This is a genomic window from Nonomuraea sp. NPDC049028 (assembly GCF_043197735.1).
Taxonomy (GTDB): domain Bacteria; phylum Actinomycetota; class Actinomycetes; order Streptosporangiales; family Streptosporangiaceae; genus Nonomuraea.
The window spans coordinates 887,961-904,434 of record NZ_JBICTR010000003.1; the positions used below are offsets into that span (position 1 = coordinate 887,961).

Below are 16,474 nucleotides of genomic sequence, written 5' to 3' on the forward strand. Positions count from 1 at the left end.
CCAGGCGTCCGCGCAGGGGAGATGAATCCTGTTGGTGTCCATCCCGGAAGTCCCTTACACCGACCCCACCAGCTGGCGAATCGCCATGGAAGCCAGTGCGGCGAGCCTGTCGATGAACACCCTGAACGGTCCTCGACTCCTCGACGAGCTGCCGTGGTTTCAGGGTTCCTTCCGGCTGACTCCGGCCGGACTGCCGGCGGGATTCACCCTGCGACTGCCGCTGCCGACCCGCCCGGCGTGGCTGCGGGAGGAGGAGACGGCCGAACTGCTGTGGGAGTCGGTGAGCCTCGAAGCCGCCGGGATCCCGAACCAGTTCAGCGGGCGGACCCGGCTGCGGCTCGGCCGACGGGAGACCTTCACGAGCGTGTCCGCTCTGTGCGCCAAGATTCCCGTCGGCCGTTCTGGCCGTCCCTACCTGAAGATCGTCCTGGAGACGGTGTTTCCGTCGTTGAGCCTGCGCTGGCCGCGCGAGGCACGGCTGCGGCTGCGTCCGGTGACGCTCAAGCTGTTCAGCGAGATCCGTCTCGCCGCGACCACCCCGCCGTCGTGATCCCGAGCCCATCCGTCACTCGGCCGCCTTGGGCCGGTAGGAGGCGATGATCACGCCGCTCTTCATGACCTTGGTGTCGACCAGCTCGAACGACGCCTTGAAGTCCTTGAGCGGCGTCGTCACGCTCTCGGCGCCTTCCAGCACCGGGGTGATCCAGAACCGGACCTCGTCCAGCAGACCCGCCCTGATGAGCTGAGTGGTGACCGAGCCGAACCCGTACTGCAGGATGTCCTTGCCGCCCTGGGCCTTGAGCTTGGCGACCTCCTCGACCAGGTCGCCCTGCAGCACCTCGGTGTTCTTCCACGTGGGGTCGGTCAGGGTGGTCGAGGCGACGTACTTCTTGACGTTGTTGAAGTAGGCCGCGCCGGTGGTCGGGTCGCTCTCGTCCCGGGTCGGCCAGGCGGCGGACATGCCGTCGTACGTGGCACGGCCCATCAGCAGCGCGTCGGCGCCATTCGTCTGCTCACCGGCGAATGCGGCAGCCTCGTCGTCGAAGTAGGGCATCGTCCACATCGGGTTCTCGATGACGCCGTCGAGGGTGATGTAGGTCGAGTTGATGATCTTGCGCATCGGGATCTCCTCAGTGTCGGGGTGCTGCTCGGTGACACCCACAACATCTCAGGTCCCGCTGACGATTCTCTTAAGATGCCCTACTCGGCCGATCTTCAGTTAATGGATCAGCGTACGGTCGTCGCCCGCGCGATCCAGCTCTCCGGCCCTGTGGCCGTCGTCGAGGGGGACCTTCTCGCCCCCGTACGCCTTCGACATCCGAGCGCGCAGTCTGCCCAGTGGGCCGCGCATGCCCTTCGGCGGGATGCCCGCGCTGTCGGGCTCGGCGACCGCCAACATCAGGACCGGCTCCTTGCCCCGTACGTGCGCCTCGATGTCGTCCGCCGCCGGCATGTGGGCCTCGACGAACTCACCACTGGGCAACCGCTTGATCACACCCGATTCGACACCATGGGAAATGATGCCCGCGTCGTAGCGCTGGAGCCCCAGACAGATCCGGTACGTGATCACATACGCCAGCACGGGCGCCACGAAGATCAGCACCCGGCCCGCGTACGTCGTCGCATTGAGGCTGATGTGGAAATAGGCGGAGATCTCGTCGTTGGCACCGAAGAGCCAGAGCACGCCATAGAACACGATGGCCGTCATGCCGATCGCCGTGCGGTGCGGGTTGTTGCGCGGGCGGTCGGCGAAGTTGTGCTCGCGCTTGTCGCCCGTCACCCACTGCTCCAGGAACGGATACAACGCCAGGCCCGTCAAGACGATACCCAGCGGCGCCAGCGCCGGGATGATGACGTTGAGCGGCACTGTGCCCGCATGAGACGTACCGAACAGGTTGATCTCCCACGGAGGCATGATGCGCAACGCGCCTTCAAGGAAGCCCATGTAAAAGTCGGGCTGCGAACCCGCCGACACGTCGGCGGGCGTGTAGGGCCCGAACAGCCAGATCGGGTTGATCTGGGCGAAGGTCGCCAGCCCCGCGATCACCCCGAAGGTGAACAGGACGTACGCGCCCGCCTTGGCCATGAACGCCGGATAGAACGGCGCACCCACCACGTTCTGGTTCGTCTGCGTCTTACCGGCCATCTGGGTGTGCTTCTGCATCCACATGAGCACCAGGTGAGCGGTGACCAGCGCCAGGATGATGCCCGGGATGAGCAGGATGTGCAGCGAATAGAACCGGGAGATGACATCTCCGCCCGGATACTCCCCGCCGAACAGGAAGAACGTCGCGTACGTACCGACCAGCGGCAATGAGACCAGCACACCTTCGGTGATCCGCAGACCGGCGCCGGACAGCAGGTCGTCGGGCAGCGAATATCCGGTCAGCCCCTCAAGGAGCGCCAGCGTCAGCAGCAGCACGCCGATCACATGGTTGAGCTCGCGCGGCTTGCGGTAGGCGCCGGTGAAGAACACCCGCAGCGCGTGCACGATGGTGCTCGCCACGAAGATCAGCGCCGCCCAGTGATGCATCTGCCTGACCAGGAGGCCACCCCGGACGTCGAAGCTGAGCTCCAGCGACGACGCGTAGGCCTGGGACATCAGGACGCCTTTGAGCGGGGCGTACGACCCGTCGTAGACGATCTCCGCCATGCTGGGCTTGAACCAGAACGTCAGGAACGTCCCAGTCAGCAGCAGGAAGACGAACGCATACAGCGCGATCTCCCCCAACAGGAACGTCCAGTGGTCGGGGAAGATCTTGCGCATGTTGCGCTTGATGAAGTTGGCCGCGCCGAGGCGCTCATCGAGCCAGTTCGAGGGGCTTGAGACGGCGTTCGGGATGGTCTTGAGCTCGTTCATCCGTTATCTCCGCTCACACCGACCGCCATGTCAGGCACTGTGGGCATGTCGCTCCCCGTTCTCGTGGACACCTCGCTACATAGACGCCACAGAGGTCCGAAATGTGACATGTCCGCCCGCGCTGAGCACCCTCCACACCCATGACAAAGGGGCCCGGTACGCTGCCGGGCCCCTTCTTGAGGTGGCTAGAAGTCGAACTCTCCCCGCTTGGCGCCGTCCATGAACGCAGCCCACACCGACGCGCTCACCACGTAGGGCTGCAGGTCAGGCCGCTCGGTGTCGCGGATACCCACGCGACCGGCGGACAGCGGGGCAACCTCCAGGCAATTTCCGTTGTCGCCCGAGTACGAAGACTTCCGCCATGCGGCGGTCCTGAGTTCCTCGTTCAGTTCCAGGTCCATCCCTGCTCCAACCTCTCCTCGATCTTCTTGATGGACAGGCTCTGGGGAAGGGCTTCCGCGCGGCACATCTGATAGCGGAGGCCGAGGGTCTCGATCTCAGCCGGTTTGTCCCACACCTTTCCCGATACAGGGCTGTCCACGAAGGCCGCGCTCGGCCCGCCTGTCATATGCGCGATCACAAAGCCTCCGAGCAGTCCAGCCGTGAGACGGGCGCTGAGCGGGAGGATCTGGATCGTGATACACGGACTATGAGCCACCTCGATGAGGTGCGACAGTTGGTGGCGGGTGATACTTTCGCCCCCGATCGGACGGTAAAGGATCGACTCATCGAGGACCGCCCAGAGTGTGGGTGGGCTGTCTCTTTGGAAGATCTCCTTGCGCGCCATCCGGGACTTGACCGCCTCCTCCACCTGGTCACCCGTGACCCCCGGTTTTCCCGCCACGATGGCTCGGGCGTATTCGGGCGTCTGAAGGAGGCCAGGGACGATGGTTGGCTCCCAGGTCCAGAGTTCGCGAGCAGTCGCCTCGATGTCGAGCCAGGGGGCGAGCGTCTTGAAGACGGACTCCCGCTTGCCGACCGGCAGGAAGTCGACCAGGCGGCCCGGCTCAAGCCCCAGTCTTTCCTCGCAGCGCTTGGCGAGCACCTCGGTCGGTGTGCGTACGGCTCGTTCGACGGAACCGACCTGGTTGGCGGAGAAACCGATCTTGTGGCCGAGTTGCCCTTGGGTCAGTCCCGCTTCGAGACGAAGCTGACGTAGTTCGTACCCGAAACGGGCCTCCGCACTGGCGTCTGGATTCAACTCTTTGGCAGGACGCATCGGGGGTTACTCCTGGTCTGATCCCACAGGATCACACAACATTTCCCACCGGAGGACTCATATCCGTGTGGCACGAGCCCTTACGGTCATCCCAAAAATTACCTGCCGGATGGCACGCTTACCAGTGTTTCAGGCCAACAATTCCCCGTGCGACACACGAATTCTCGAGATCGCGTGTTATAACGGCACAGAAATTCGGGCGAGTCAGGTGATTTCCATGCTAATACGAGCAGAAGATGTAATTCTCATCGGAGCAACCCGGCTGCGGCGCGGCCGCATGGCGCCGAAACAGGCGCGCGCGGCTGTCGCCTGGTGGCTCGCGGACGACCATCCGACGGTGCCCGATGTGCAGCAGGTGGTCTCTGAGCTGGTCACGAACGCCTGCGAGCACGTGGAAGGAGGCCCGGACCGCGAGTGGGTCACGGTGAGCGTGGGACGCGGGAACGGCTTCTTTCGTGTCGAGGTGACCGATCCCGGCGCATTTGGCACTGAGCCGCATATGGCCGAGCCCGCTCCCGAGGCCGAATCGGGGCGCGGTATTCGCATTGTCGCTGATCTGTCCAACGGATGCTGGGGGACTTTTGTCACCGCAGTTGATCACCGCATCGTGTGGGCCAACGTGAAGTTTCGGACGGTAAGGCCGAATGCCGAATCCACATGTCTGGAAGCCCACCATTCAGCCACGACCTGAGTGCGGCGCCGCGTCCAGGTGACGAACAGGATCCCGGGCGAACCGTCCGAAGAGCGCGCGACCGAGAAGGGCCCTCAGCGGATACCACGCGCCGTCTTCGGCGCTGGCCACCAGGCCGCGTCTGCGATCGGGGTCGCCGGTGAGCCGGTGAGCCGGGAGACGACGTCGGTGACCACGGAGACCTCGCCCTTCTCGATCGCCTGGAACCACGAGATCCAGGTCTCGATCTGCTCTCCGCTGATGCCCAGTCGCCATCGCCGTGCGAAGGCTTCCTCAAGAGTCTCGGATTCGAAGCGGTAAGGCCGACCGGTGGCCGCGGCGATCCGGGTGACCGCTTCGTCGAGAGTCAGGGCCTCGGGCCCGGTGATCTCAAGGATCGCGCCGTCGTACGCGGAGCGGGGACCCTCATCGAGCGCGACGGCCGTGATCACGTCGGCGATGTCCTCGTGGGTGACGAAGGCGGCCCGGCCGGTGCTCGCGGGGCCGCTCACGACGAATTCCTCGTCGGCGAGGGCGGCCGGCGTCGACGCGTAGATGCCCGCCCGGAGCACCGTGTGGCGGATCCCGGCCCCTGCCAGGAACTGTTCGGTCAGCCACTGGTCGCGGGCGTTGACATAGGTGGCGATGGGCGACGCGCCGACGAGGGACACATACAGGACCCGGTTCACGCCGACCGCGATCGCGGCCTCGACCACGGTGGCGTGTTCCTCCAACCGACGTCCCGTGCGATGTCCGGAGACCAGGACGAGGGTCGACGCGCCCTCGAGCGCCTCGCGCATGTCCGAGGCGTCGGCGTAGGCGGCCGGACCGCGTCGCTGGGCGCCTGGCAGTTCGGGTATGCGGTCGGGGCTGCGTCCGACGAGGAGTTGGGGGACGCCATGCTCGGCGAGCCGGGCCGCGATCCGGCTGCCCAGCGCCCCGGTCATCCCGGTGACCGCCACCGTGGCGTGGTTCGCTTCAGACATGGGTTTCCCTCTATCCGGGGTCGCTGTGGATCGCGGAGCCCCTACTGCCGACTACGTACCTGGAAGTGGATCACAGGCGAAGGCACGACACAAGCATGCCCAGCGCCCGCCCACAAGGCTCCGACCTGCCAAAACGGTGGCCGAACCGAGCTACCACGACTCCACCTGCTCAGCTGTCAACGCAGCAGCGCGTCGTCATGCCAACGCGCCAAATCCATGATCGTCACGCAGATCGGGTAGCTCCCACATAGCCGCGTGTTCTCCGTGCGCAAGACCAAAGGCTGGGGCAGGCTGAGCCGGGAGGAAGCCCGACGGGCCTGACGTGTCTCGGTGTCCGATAAATGTCGGTTCCGCCTGCTAACCTGCGGCATTCGCCGGTGACGATCCTGCAGGAGCTCTTCCGGCAGCTCTTCGTTGCCTGATCAGAGAGGGCGTGGACCCGGTGGATGACGGCGAGAAGAACGCGCTGTTGATGTTCCTGGAGGCGCAACGGGCCAGTGTGCTGGCGATCGTTGACGGCCTCGACGTCGAAGCCTTGTCAACCGCGGTCCTGCCCTCGGGATGGACGGTTCTGGGGCTCGTGGAGCACCTTGGCCACGCCGAGCGGCACTGGTTCCAGGAGATCGCCACCGGGCACGCCGAGCCGCTGGCCTGGCCCGACGACCACATGCCGCTGACCACACCGCGACCACCGTCCGTGGTCTTCGCGTTCTACCGGGACCAGTGCGAGCGGTCCAACGCGGTCCTCGCCGCGACTCCGCTCTCGGCTCCCCCGCGAGGACGTCACCCCGGTCCGCTCGGGGACGAGGTCACCGACCTGCGGCGAATCGTCCTGCACATGATCGAGGAGACCGCACGCCATGCGGGCCACCTCGACGCCGCACGCGAGCTACTCGACGGCAAGACGGGACTCGGGCCTCGATAGCTGGTCCGCCAACCAGGCAAGGCATGGGGTGCGCGAGGGGCGGGAGCCCCTCGCCGGGGCGGAGCCCCAAGGAAACACGCCTGAGCGCCGTCCGCGCGAAGCGCGCCACGGCGAAGCCCGCGCTTGTCGGGGGTCGAAGGGGGCGGGAGCCCCCTGGGAAACACGCCTGAGCGCCGTCCGCGCGAAGCGCGCCCGACACGCGATGACCATGCGTGTCGGGCGCGCCAGGGCAGTCAGGTCAGGTGGTGGAGAAGGCCGCGTCGAAGGCGGTGGTCGGTGGGGTGATGGCGTTGAGGCCGCGGATGTAGCCCAGTGCCTCCCGGGCCCCGTCCAGCCGGTCCATCCCCGCGTCCTCCCACTCGATCGAGATCGGGCCCGCGTACCCGATCGAGTTGAGCGCCCGGAAGCAGTCCTCCCAGGCCACGTCGCCGCGGCCGGTGGAGACGAAGTCCCAGCCGCGCCTCATGTCCGCCCACGGCAGGTGGGAGGACAGGCGGCCGCGGCGGCCGTCGCCCACGCGGACGCGGGTGTCCTTGCAGTCCACGTGGTAGATGCGGTCGGCGAAGTCCAGGATGAACGCCACCGGGTCGAGGTCCTGCCAGACCATGTGGGACGGGTCCCAGTTGAGGCCGAACGCGGGGCGGTGGCCGATGGCCTCCAGGGTGCGCTGGGTCGTCACGTAGTCGTAGGCGATCTCGCTGGGGTGGATCTCGTGGGCGAAGCGGACGCCCTCCTGGTCGAAGACGTCGAGGATGGGGTTCCAGCGGTCGGCGAAGTCCTGGTAGCCCGCCTCCACCATCGAGGCCGGCACCGGCGGGAACATGGCCACCGTGTGCCAGATCGACGAGCCGGTGAAGCCGACCACCGTGTCGACGCCCAGCAGGGCCGCGGCTCGCGCCGTGTTCTTCATGTCCTCGGCGGCCGCCTGGCGTACGGACTCCGGGTCGCCCGAGCCCCAGATGCGGGCGGGCAGGATGGCCTTGTGGCGTTCGTCAATCGGATGGTCGCAGACCGCCTGGCCGACAAGGTGATTGGAGATCGTCCAGACCTTGAGGCCGTGCTTGTCGAGCTGGGCCCGCTTGGCGGACACGTACGACGGGTCGCTGATCGCCTGCGCCACGTCGAAGTGGTCGCCGGAGCAGGCGATCTCGAGGCCGTCGTAGCCCCATTCGGCGGCGAGCCGGCACACCTCCTCGAACGGCAGGTCGGCCCACTGGCCGGTGAACAAGGTGACCGGTCTCATATGTCCTCCACAACTGTGAAACGGCTGGAGTCAGCCGCACTACGCTCGACCGCCGCGAGCACGCGTTGCACCCGGAGCCCGTCCGCGAACGACGGTGCCGGGTCGCTGCCCTGGGCGATCGCCTCCAGGAAGTCTTTGACCTCATGGGTGAATGTGTGTTCGTACCCGAGTCCGTGTCCGGGTGGCCACCACGCCCCGGCGTAGGGGTGGTCGGCCTCGGTGACGAGGATACGTTTGAAGCCGCTGTCGCCCTCGCTGACCCACAGCTCGTTCATGGCCTCGAAGTCGAAGGCGAGGCTGCCGTTCGAGCCGTTGAGCTCGATGCGCAGCGCGTTCTTGCGGCCGGTGGCGAACCGGGTGGCCTCGAAGGAGGCCACGGCACCGCCGGTGAGCCGCCCGATGAACAGCGCGGCGTCGTCGACGGTGACGGGCCCGGTCTCCGACGAGCCCGCCGACACGGGACGTTCCTTGACGAACGTCTCGGTGAGCGCCGAGACGCCCACGATGTTCTGGCCGGTGATGAACTGGGCGGTGTCGATGATGTGCGCCCCGATGTCGCCCAGGGCGCCCGATCCCGCCTTGTCCTTCTGCAGCCGCCACACCAGCGGAGATGCGGGGTCGACGATCCAGTCCTGGAGGTATTGGGCTCGTACGTGCCTGATCTCGCCGAGCCTGCCCTCCTCGACGTAGCGCCGGGCCAGCGCCACCGCGGGCACCCGCCGGTAGTTGAAGGCCACCATGCTCTTGCCGGTCGACGAGGCCGCCGCCCGCACCATGGCCTCCGCCTCGGCCACGCTGTTGGCCAGCGGCTTCTCGCAGAGCACGTGTTTGCCGGCCTCCAGGGCGGCGATGGCGATCTCGGCGTGGGAGTCGCCCGGCGTGCAGATGTCGACGATCTGCACGTCGTCGCGTTTGACCAGTTCCCTCCAGTCGGTCTCGGTGTCGGCCCAGCCGAGCCGGGCGGCCGCGGCGGCGGTGTGCTCCTCGGACCTACCGGCCAGCACCGCCATGCGCGGTGCCAGCGGCAGGTCGAAGAAGGCGCCGACGCTGCGCCATGCCTGGGAGTGGACGCGGCCCATGAACGCGTAGCCGATCATGCCCACGCCGACGGTGGTTTGGTCTGACATGCAACCCCCGATCAGGATTCGAAGCCGAGTGGCAGGTATTTCTCGACGTTCTCCTTGGTAATGGTCTCCGACGCGAGCGTGATCGACTGTGGCACCTGGTTCTCCACCAGGTCGCTCATGCCCTTCTGCTGCGCGATCAACCTGGCCAGCTTGATGGCCGACGAGGCCATCGTAGGACTGTAGGTGACCGTGGCCTTCAGCACGGAGGTCCCTGACTGGATCTCCTTCATGGCGTTCAGGGAGCCGGCGCCGCCGACCATGAAGAACTCGTTCCTGTTCGCCTCCTTGATGGCGGCGAGCACGCCCACACCCTGGTCGTCGTCGTGGTTCCACAGGGCGTCGATCTTCTTGTGCGCCTGCAGCAGGCTGGCGGCCACCGAGTTGCCCGTCTCCACGGTGAACTTGGCGTCCTGCTTCGCGGTGACGCTGAAGCCGAACGTCTTCAGCGCGTCGGCGAACCCCTTGCTGCGGTCCTGGGTCAGCGGGAGCGTCGCGATGCCCTGGATCTCCACGATCACCGGATTCGAGACGCCCTTGTCCTTGAGCTGCTTGCCGATGTACTGGCCGGCCGCGACGCCCATGCCGTAGTTGTCGCCGCCGATCCAGGTGCGGTACGCCAGCTTGTCGGGGAAGATCCGGTCGAGGTTGATGACCGGGATGCCGGCCTGGGTGGCCTGGAGCGCGACCTGGTTGAGCTGCTGGCCGTCGTTCGGCAGGATCACCAGGGCGCTGACCTTGGCCGCGATCAGCGACTCGACGGCGGAGATCTGCTGGTTGATGTCGTTCGTGGGCTCGACGGGCTTGAAGTCGACGTCCGAATACTGCTTGGCCGCGGACTCGGCGTTCTTGGCGATGGCCGCGATCCAGCCGTGGTCGGCGGCGGGCGCGGAGAAGCCGATGACCACCTTGGTGCCGGGCTGGTCGTTGCCGCTGGCCGCGGGCGCGGGAGCGGGCGCCGCCGACGAGGGCGCGGCGGCGGGCTCGTTGCTGGTGCAGCCGGCCGCTAACATCACGGCTCCACCGACCAGGAAACCCCTGCGCGCGACGTTGTTGCTCATGGTGCTCTCTCCTTCAGGTTCCGTCGCTGGAGAAGGACGGCGACGACGATGATCAGGCCCTTGGCGATCAGCTGGTCGCTGGTGTTGAGCCCGTTGAGGATGAACAGGTTCGTGATGAGGGTGAAGATCAGCAGGCCCAGGATCGAGCCGATGATCGTGCCGCGGCCGCCCGTGAGCAGGGTGCCGCCGATGATGACGGCGGCGATGGCGTCGAGCTCGTACAGGTCGCCGTGTGTGGAGGAGCCCGTGGTGGTGCGGGCCATGATGAGGATGGCGGCGATGCCGCAGCACAGCCCGGACAGGGCGTACAGGAGCATCGTGTGCCGGCGGACGTTGATGCCGGCCAGCCGGGCCGCCTCGGGGTTGCCGCCGACCGCGTAGGTGCGGCGGCCGAAGGTGGTGCGGTTGAGCAGGATCCAGCCCAGCACCACGACCAACGCGAAGATGTAGACCAGCAGCGGCACGCCGAGCAGCCGCGTGGTCGACAGGTCCACGATCGCGCCGTTGTCGGACTGGATGATCTGCGTCTTGCGGTCGGACATGCGCTGGGCCAGCCCGCGCGCCGCGACCAGCATCGCCAGGGTGGCGATGAAGGGCACCAGCCGCCCGTACGCGATGAGCAGCCCGTTGACCAGGCCCGTGCCGGTGCCGACGAGGATCGCGCAGACGGCCATGACGGCCGGTCCGTACGCCTGCGTGGCCAGTGTGGTGGCCCAGACGGAGGCCAGGGCCATGGTGGCGCCCACCGACAGGTCGATGCCGCCGCCGATGATGACGAACGTGGCGCCGACCGTGATGACGCCGATCGTGGCGGCCAGCGAAAGGATGCTGACCAGGTTGGAGGTGGTGGCGAAGTTCTCGGGCTTGGTGACCAGGCCGACGATCGCGAGCAGTACCAGCGCGACCACCAGGCCCAGGTGCCGTGCCTCTCCGAGCCAGGCCAGCGGACCGGGCGCCCGCACGGCCAGGCGGTTCTGCGGGCCCGCTTCTGCGGGGTTGCTCATCAGGCGGCTCTCCCATCCATGATCATGTCGAGCACGCGATGCTCGTCGAGCTCTTGGGCGTCGCCCTGGTGGATGACCGTCCCCTCGCGCAGCACCAGCACGCGGTCGGACAGGCCGAGCACCTCGGGCACCTCGCTGGACACCAGCAGCACGCCGATGCCCTGGTCGGCCAGCCCGCGGATCACCGCGTACAGTTCGGCCCTGGCCCCGACGTCCACGCCCCTGGTCGGCTCGTCGAGCAGGAGTAACTTGCGCCCGCCGAGCAGCCAGCGAGCCAGTACGGCCTTCTGCTGGTTGCCGCCGGACAGCGTCTTGATCGGCCGTTCGGGGTCGGGCGGGCGGATGTCGAGCATCTCGACCAGGCGCCGCGCCTCGGCCTTCTCGCGCACCCGGTTCATCCAGCCGAACGTGGCGAACTCCGGCAGGCTGCCCAGGGTGATGTTGGCGGTCACGCTCTGGTCGAGCAGGAGCGCCTGGGCCTTGCGTTCTTCCGGGGCCAGGCCCATGCCTTGCCGTACGGTGCCGACGACGTCGCCCCGCCGTACGGCCTTGCCCGACAGCAGGACGCGCCCGGAGGCGCGACGGGCGCCGTAGACCGCCTCCAGGATCTCCGAACGGCCGGAGCCGACCAGCCCGGCCAGCCCGACGATCTCACCGGCGCGCACCGAGAACGACACATCGGCGAACGCGCCTGGCGAGCTGAGGCCCTCGACACGCAGCACTTCGTCACCCGGGGACTCGGCGGCGCGGGGCGGGAAGACGTACTCGACGTTGCGGCCGGTCATCAGCGAGACGATCTCGGAGGTCGGCGTGTCGCGGGCGGGCAGGCCGACGGCGACCGTGCGACCGTCCTTGAGCACGGTGACCCGGTCGCCGATCTCGCGGATCTCCTCCAGGCGGTGGGAGATGTAGACGACGGCGACGCCCTGGGCGGTGAGCTCGCGGATGATGCGGAACAGGTTGGCCACCTCGTCGTGGGCCAGCGCGGCCGACGGCTCGTCCATGATGATCAGGCGGGCCTCGTGGGAGAGCGCTCGGGCCATCGAGACGACCTGCTTGGCGGCCGGTGCCAGCCGCCCGACCTCGGCCTTCGGCCGGATCTCCGGGTGGCCGAGCCTGGCCAGCACCGCGGCGGCGGCCCGGTTGGCCGCTCCCCTGTTCACGAAGCCGGCGCGGGCGTGCTCGTGGCCCAGGAAGATGTTCTCCGCGACGCTGAGCCCGTCGACGAGGTCGAGTTCCTGGTAGATGGTGGCGAAGCCGAGCCTGATGGCGTCGATCGGGCTGCCTGCCCTGACCTGCGCGCCGTTGAACTCGATCGTGCCCTGGTCCGGCTGGTGGACCCCGGCCAGCACCTTGATGAGCGTCGACTTGCCCGCGCCGTTCTGGCCGAGCAGACAGTGCACCTCGCCGGCGCTCACGTCGAGGTCCACCCCGTCGAGCGCGCGCACGCCGGGGAACTGCTTGACGATCCCCCTCATGACCAGCATTGGGGTCCCTTCAGGCGTTGACGATCCGGTTGATGTTCTCGGGTGACAGGTAGTTCTCGATCGCCAGGATCCCGGCGCCCAGCGCGGCGGCGTTGATCCCGGTACGACTGGGCACGATCGAGAGGTGATGCGTGGCCAGCGGCAGCGATCTGCGGTAGACGGTCTCCTTGATGCCGGCGAGCAGGTGTTCGTGGACCCGGGACAGGGCGCCGCCGATGACGATCACCTCGGGGTTGAAGAAGTTGACCAGGCTGGCGAGCACCTCGCCGATCAACCGGCCCGCCTCTCTGACCAGCCGGAGCGCTTGGGTGTTGCCCGCCTGTACCAGCGCCACGACGTCGGCCCCCGTCTCGGCGGGCGTGCCGAGCTCGGTCAGCCTCCTGGCGACGGCCGCGCCGCCGGCGACAGCCTCCAGGCAGGCGCTGTTGCCGCAGCGGCAGCCGGCGTCCTCGTGGCCGGAGACCCGGATGTGGCCGATGTCGCCGGCCGAGCCCTGGGCGCCGCGGTGCAGCTTGCCCTCGGCCACGATGCCGCAGCCGATGCCGGTGCCGATCTTGACGAACAGCAGGTGTTCGGCGTCGGGGTAGGCGTTGCGGTGCTCGCCGAGCGCCATGACGTTCACGTCGTTGTCGACGAGTACGGCGCAGCCCGCGAAGTGCTCGGGAATCGGGTAGTCGTTCCAGCCGGGCATGATCGGCGGGTTGTTGGGCCGGCCCGTGGCGAACTCCACCGGCCCCGGCACCCCCATCCCGATCGCCTTGAGCGCGGGGCGGGGCCGTCCCGCCTCGGCGAGCAACCGGTCCAGCCGCTCGTCGACGTGGGCCAGGACCGTCTCCGGACCCTCGGCGATCAGCAGCGGGTCCTCGCACTCGGCCAGCACGTCGCCCGAGATGTCCATCAGCGCGATCCTGCAGTGCGTGGCGCCCAGGTCGACGCCCGCGAAGGCGTGGTCCGCGGTGTGCAGGCGTAACTGCCGCGGCGGCCGGCCGCCGGTGGACTCGCCGCTTCCGGTCTCGGAGACCAGGCCGCGCTCGATCAGCGCGTCGACGCGCTGGCTGATCGTGGACCTGGCCAGGCCGGTCAGCCGGGCGAGGTCCGAGCGGGTGGTAGCGGAACCGGCGCTGATGAGCGTCAGAACGTCACCGGGCGAGCCCGGAGCGGAGGTCATGCGGCGACAATAAGATCACACAAGCGGCAAATCAAGAGTGTTAGCCGCCCAAACCATCCCTACTTCCGCCGATAATCAAACAAAGATCCCCGAATACGGACATAAGGGCAGTTCGGCCCCAGCGAGGTCGCGACGCGCGCCACCCTGCGGCGGCCCGTTGCCGCACGCTCCGGCCGCCCCACGCTTCGACGACCCCCCGCCGCCCGCGCTGGCAGCCCGCCTTCACACGCCCCAGCGCCTCGGAGCGACCTCCCCGCGAGCGCGACACAGCCCCGGGACGGCCCCGCGGAGCATCGGCGCCCGACAGACCGTCAACATCTGGAGAACCATTAGTGGTCATTCGGTAAGAACTGTGCGGCGACCGGAGCACCCATTAGGAGGGCGCATATAACGGGTTCCGTGGCGAACACTTCGCTGGAATTCCGGGCGAAATGTCCCATGACCCGAACCGCCATCCATACGGGGAGTCCGAAATGAGAGAAAAAATCACGATACCTATTTTCGTGGCGATGGCCGTAGGAGGTGGGATCGCCTTCGGGACCGCAGGACTGGCGTCCGCCTCCACGGGCAGCCAGGTGGCACCCATGAGCACCGAGAGCCCGCGGCCCTATCCGCCGACGGCCAATGCCGCCTCGACTCCGAGGGCCACCTCGACGTCGTCGTCGCACGTCAACATCGACGTCGACATCGACCCCGAGGAGTTCAACGGGTGGCATCGTCACCATCGGGGCTGTGGCCACGGGTGCCATCGCCACCACAGGGAGCTGCCGATGACCGGAGCACCCGTGAAGGCCCTGGCCGCGGCCGGTGCCGGCATGCTCCTGATGGGCACGGCCGGCACGCTGATCGCCATGCGGCGTCGCCGTTCGTACAGCGCGAAGTAAGTCGCCGATCTCACAGTGCGAAGCAAGAGACGCCGAGTTGTCATCGCCGGCCTGCTGGCTCCCGCCGCGGGTCTCACGCTGGCCGGGGGTTGGGCCGCGCACCTCACTTTGAGCGTGCGGGACCACCTGCAGGCGACCAGGAACGCGCTGGTCCTGCTGCGCGCGAGCGACCCCGGCCGGCTGGCCGGGACGCTCGCGGACGCGCAGTGGCACGCGACCGAGGCCCGCCGGCTCACCTCCGGCCCGGACTGGTCGTTGCTCGCTCACACTCCCCTGGTCGGAGAGAGCGCGACGACCATCCGCGGTCTGGCGGAGGCCGCCGCGGAGCTGACCGGTGCCCTGACCGACGTGCACCGGGCCGCCGCGCGGCTGATCACGGCCGGTGGGTCCGCCAAGGGCGCTTCCATGACCGACATGGGCGAACTGCTGGCCGACCTGGAGTCGGCGGCACCGGCCCTGGACGCCGCCGCCGACCGGGTCGCTCTGGCGCGCTCACGCCTGTCCGTAACCCCGGCGGACACAGGCGTGAGCGAGCTGGACCAGGCCCGCGTCACGGCCCTGGAGCAGATCGATCGGCTGCACGGCTGGCTCGGCGCCGCGGCCGACGCCGCCGCCCTGCTGCCGCCGATGCTGGGCCATGACGGTCCACGCCGCTATTTCCTGGCATTCCAGACGAATGCCGAGGCGCGCGGAACCGGCGGTCTGGTGGGCGCCTTCGGCATTCTGAAAGCCGGGCAAGGAAAACTGGGCATTCAGCGGCTCTCCGCCAACACCCGCCTCGCGCCGAGTTCGGCGCCGGTCGCCGACAATGGGCCGGCATTCAGCGCGCGTTACGGGCCGAGCGCGCTTTCCCTGCTCTCCAATTCCAATCTTTCCCCGCATTTCCCGTACGCCGCGACCACCTGGACCGCGCTGTGGGAGCGGCAGACGGGCCGGCGGCTGGATGGCGCCATCGCGACCGACCCGGTCGGGCTCTCCTACCTGCTGCGGCTGATCGGCCCGGTCACTCTCCCGGGCGGTGAGACGGTGACCGCCGAAAACGTCACCGACCTGACCGAGCGGGTGGCCTATGTCCGCTACCAGGATCCGGACGAGCGTAAGAAGTACCTCATCACGATCGCCGGCGCCGTCAGCGAGGCGATGACCCGGTCCCATCCGGATCCCCGCACCTTGATGTCCACCTTGGCGCAGATGGTGGACGAGCGGCGGATCCAGGTGTGGAGCCGCAGGGGCGTCGAGCAGCGCCGCCTGGCCACGACGCCGCTGGGCGGTGTGCTGCCGCAGGAGCCGGGACCGTTCGCCGGACTGGTGGTCAACAATTCCGGCGGCAACAAGCTCGACTACTACCTCAAGCGCTCGGTCGACTATGAGCTGGGACCCTGCCGACCCGACGGGCAACGCGTCACGAAGGTGCGGGTCAGTCTCACCAATGACGTGCCGCACAGGAAGCTGCCCAGGTATGTCACCAGCCGCCTTGACTCCCCGGAGCGCGCCCATGCCGTCGGATCCAACCTGCTGTGGGTGTCGCTGTACACGGGGGTCGGCGCGAAGAACGGCGGCGTGCGGATCGACGGCAAGCCGGTGAAGATCATCAAAGAGGTCGAACGATCCCACCCCGTCTACTCCACCATGCTGGAGCTCGCGCCCCGGCAGTCGAAGACGCTGGAGTTCCTCCTGCTCGAACCCGCCTCGGACGCGGCACCGCTGGTGCCCGTGCAGCCACTGGTCCATCCCCAGCAGACCAGCATCACCCAGGACCATCGGGGCTGTACCTTCGAGACTCCCACCAAATAATCGATACCTGAAGCGAAGGGTAAAGACCGGCGCGCCGCCGACGGCCGTC

16 protein-coding genes are annotated in these 16,474 nt (G+C 67.9%); 5 read left to right on the plus strand and 11 right to left on the minus strand.

Annotation, left to right across the window (positions count from 1 at the left end; translation table 11 throughout):
* The first annotated feature begins 34 nt into the window (after positions 1-34).
* Entirely contained in the window at positions 35-550 is a 516-nt protein-coding gene (locus ACGFJ2_RS15140) for a hypothetical protein (protein ID WP_393468318.1), read from the plus strand.
* 15 nt (positions 551-565) lie between these two features.
* On the opposite strand, the gene ACGFJ2_RS15145 is transcribed toward ACGFJ2_RS15140, so the two are convergent.
* The 4 genes from ACGFJ2_RS15145 to ACGFJ2_RS15160 form a co-directional block, all read right to left on the minus strand.
* Entirely contained in the window at positions 566-1,120 is a 555-nt protein-coding gene (locus tag ACGFJ2_RS15145; RefSeq protein ID WP_393468321.1) for a dihydrofolate reductase family protein, read from the minus strand.
* Between the two features lie 99 nt (positions 1,121-1,219).
* Positions 1,220-2,860 (minus strand): cytochrome bc complex cytochrome b subunit, encoded by a 1,641-nt coding sequence (locus ACGFJ2_RS15150; RefSeq protein ID WP_358178659.1) that lies wholly within the window; start codon positions 2,858-2,860, stop codon positions 1,220-1,222.
* Positions 2,861-3,045: 185 nt separating this feature from the next.
* Positions 3,046-3,261, minus strand: coding sequence for a DUF397 domain-containing protein (locus ACGFJ2_RS15155; protein WP_357949797.1), 216 nt, complete (start codon positions 3,259-3,261; stop codon positions 3,046-3,048).
* The gene (locus tag ACGFJ2_RS15160; RefSeq protein WP_393468326.1) at positions 3,246-4,079 is read right to left on the minus strand and encodes a Scr1 family TA system antitoxin-like transcriptional regulator; all 834 of its coding nucleotides are present in this window, start codon (positions 4,077-4,079) and stop codon (positions 3,246-3,248) included. Before ACGFJ2_RS15160 ends, ACGFJ2_RS15155 begins: the two co-directional genes overlap by 16 nt.
* A 109-nt stretch (positions 4,080-4,188) precedes the next feature.
* Here ACGFJ2_RS15160 and ACGFJ2_RS15165 point away from each other — a divergent pair, with 109 nt between their 5' ends.
* Positions 4,189-4,770 (plus strand): ATP-binding protein, encoded by a 582-nt coding sequence (locus ACGFJ2_RS15165; protein ID WP_393468329.1) that lies wholly within the window; start codon positions 4,189-4,191, stop codon positions 4,768-4,770.
* A gap of 74 nt (positions 4,771-4,844) precedes the next feature.
* On the opposite strand, the gene ACGFJ2_RS15170 is transcribed toward ACGFJ2_RS15165, so the two are convergent.
* Positions 4,845-5,735 carry an NAD(P)H-binding protein gene (locus tag ACGFJ2_RS15170; protein WP_393468332.1) on the minus strand — a complete coding sequence of 297 codons (891 nt, stop codon included), beginning with the start codon at positions 5,733-5,735 and terminating at the stop codon, positions 4,845-4,847.
* 433 nt (positions 5,736-6,168) lie between these two features.
* On the opposite strand from ACGFJ2_RS15170, the gene ACGFJ2_RS15175 reads away from it, so the two are divergent.
* Positions 6,169-6,660, plus strand: a complete 492-nt coding sequence (locus ACGFJ2_RS15175) for a DinB family protein (RefSeq protein WP_393468334.1) — start codon at positions 6,169-6,171, stop codon at positions 6,658-6,660.
* Between the two features lie 238 nt (positions 6,661-6,898).
* Here the strand turns inward: ACGFJ2_RS15175 and ACGFJ2_RS15180 are convergent, their stop codons facing one another.
* Genes ACGFJ2_RS15180 through ACGFJ2_RS15205 form a run of 6 tightly spaced genes read right to left on the minus strand, consistent with a single transcriptional unit; the run spans position 6,899 to position 13,747 of the window.
* A complete protein-coding gene (locus ACGFJ2_RS15180; protein WP_357949783.1) occupies positions 6,899-7,903 on the minus strand; it encodes a sugar phosphate isomerase/epimerase family protein in 1,005 nt (334 codons plus the stop codon).
* Positions 7,900-9,030 carry a Gfo/Idh/MocA family protein gene (locus ACGFJ2_RS15185; RefSeq protein WP_393468337.1) on the minus strand — a complete coding sequence of 377 codons (1,131 nt, stop codon included), beginning with the start codon at positions 9,028-9,030 and terminating at the stop codon, positions 7,900-7,902. Before ACGFJ2_RS15185 ends, ACGFJ2_RS15180 begins: the two co-directional genes overlap by 4 nt.
* A gap of 11 nt (positions 9,031-9,041) precedes the next feature.
* Positions 9,042-10,088, minus strand: coding sequence for a substrate-binding domain-containing protein (locus ACGFJ2_RS15190; RefSeq protein WP_393468340.1), 1,047 nt, complete (start codon positions 10,086-10,088; stop codon positions 9,042-9,044).
* Positions 10,085-11,092 (minus strand): ABC transporter permease, encoded by a 1,008-nt coding sequence (locus ACGFJ2_RS15195; RefSeq protein ID WP_225292217.1) that lies wholly within the window; start codon positions 11,090-11,092, stop codon positions 10,085-10,087. Before ACGFJ2_RS15195 ends, ACGFJ2_RS15190 begins: the two co-directional genes overlap by 4 nt.
* The gene (locus ACGFJ2_RS15200; RefSeq protein ID WP_393468343.1) at positions 11,092-12,579 is read right to left on the minus strand and encodes a sugar ABC transporter ATP-binding protein; all 1,488 of its coding nucleotides are present in this window, start codon (positions 12,577-12,579) and stop codon (positions 11,092-11,094) included. The genes ACGFJ2_RS15195 and ACGFJ2_RS15200 overlap by 1 nt, the downstream gene beginning before the upstream one ends.
* Positions 12,580-12,589: 10 nt before the next feature.
* Positions 12,590-13,747 carry an ROK family transcriptional regulator gene (locus ACGFJ2_RS15205; RefSeq protein WP_393468346.1) on the minus strand — a complete coding sequence of 386 codons (1,158 nt, stop codon included), beginning with the start codon at positions 13,745-13,747 and terminating at the stop codon, positions 12,590-12,592.
* Positions 13,748-14,331: 584 nt separating this feature from the next.
* On the opposite strand from ACGFJ2_RS15205, the gene ACGFJ2_RS15210 reads away from it, so the two are divergent.
* Together ACGFJ2_RS15210 and ACGFJ2_RS15215 are read left to right on the plus strand one after the other, a co-directional pair.
* Positions 14,332-14,631: an LPXTG cell wall anchor domain-containing protein gene (locus ACGFJ2_RS15210; RefSeq protein WP_393468349.1), complete on the plus strand. Its 300-nt coding sequence runs from the start codon at positions 14,332-14,334 to the stop codon at positions 14,629-14,631.
* A gap of 15 nt (positions 14,632-14,646) precedes the next feature.
* Positions 14,647-16,425 (plus strand): DUF4012 domain-containing protein, encoded by a 1,779-nt coding sequence (locus ACGFJ2_RS15215; RefSeq protein WP_393468351.1) that lies wholly within the window; start codon positions 14,647-14,649, stop codon positions 16,423-16,425.
* Positions 16,426-16,474 lie beyond the last annotated feature (49 nt).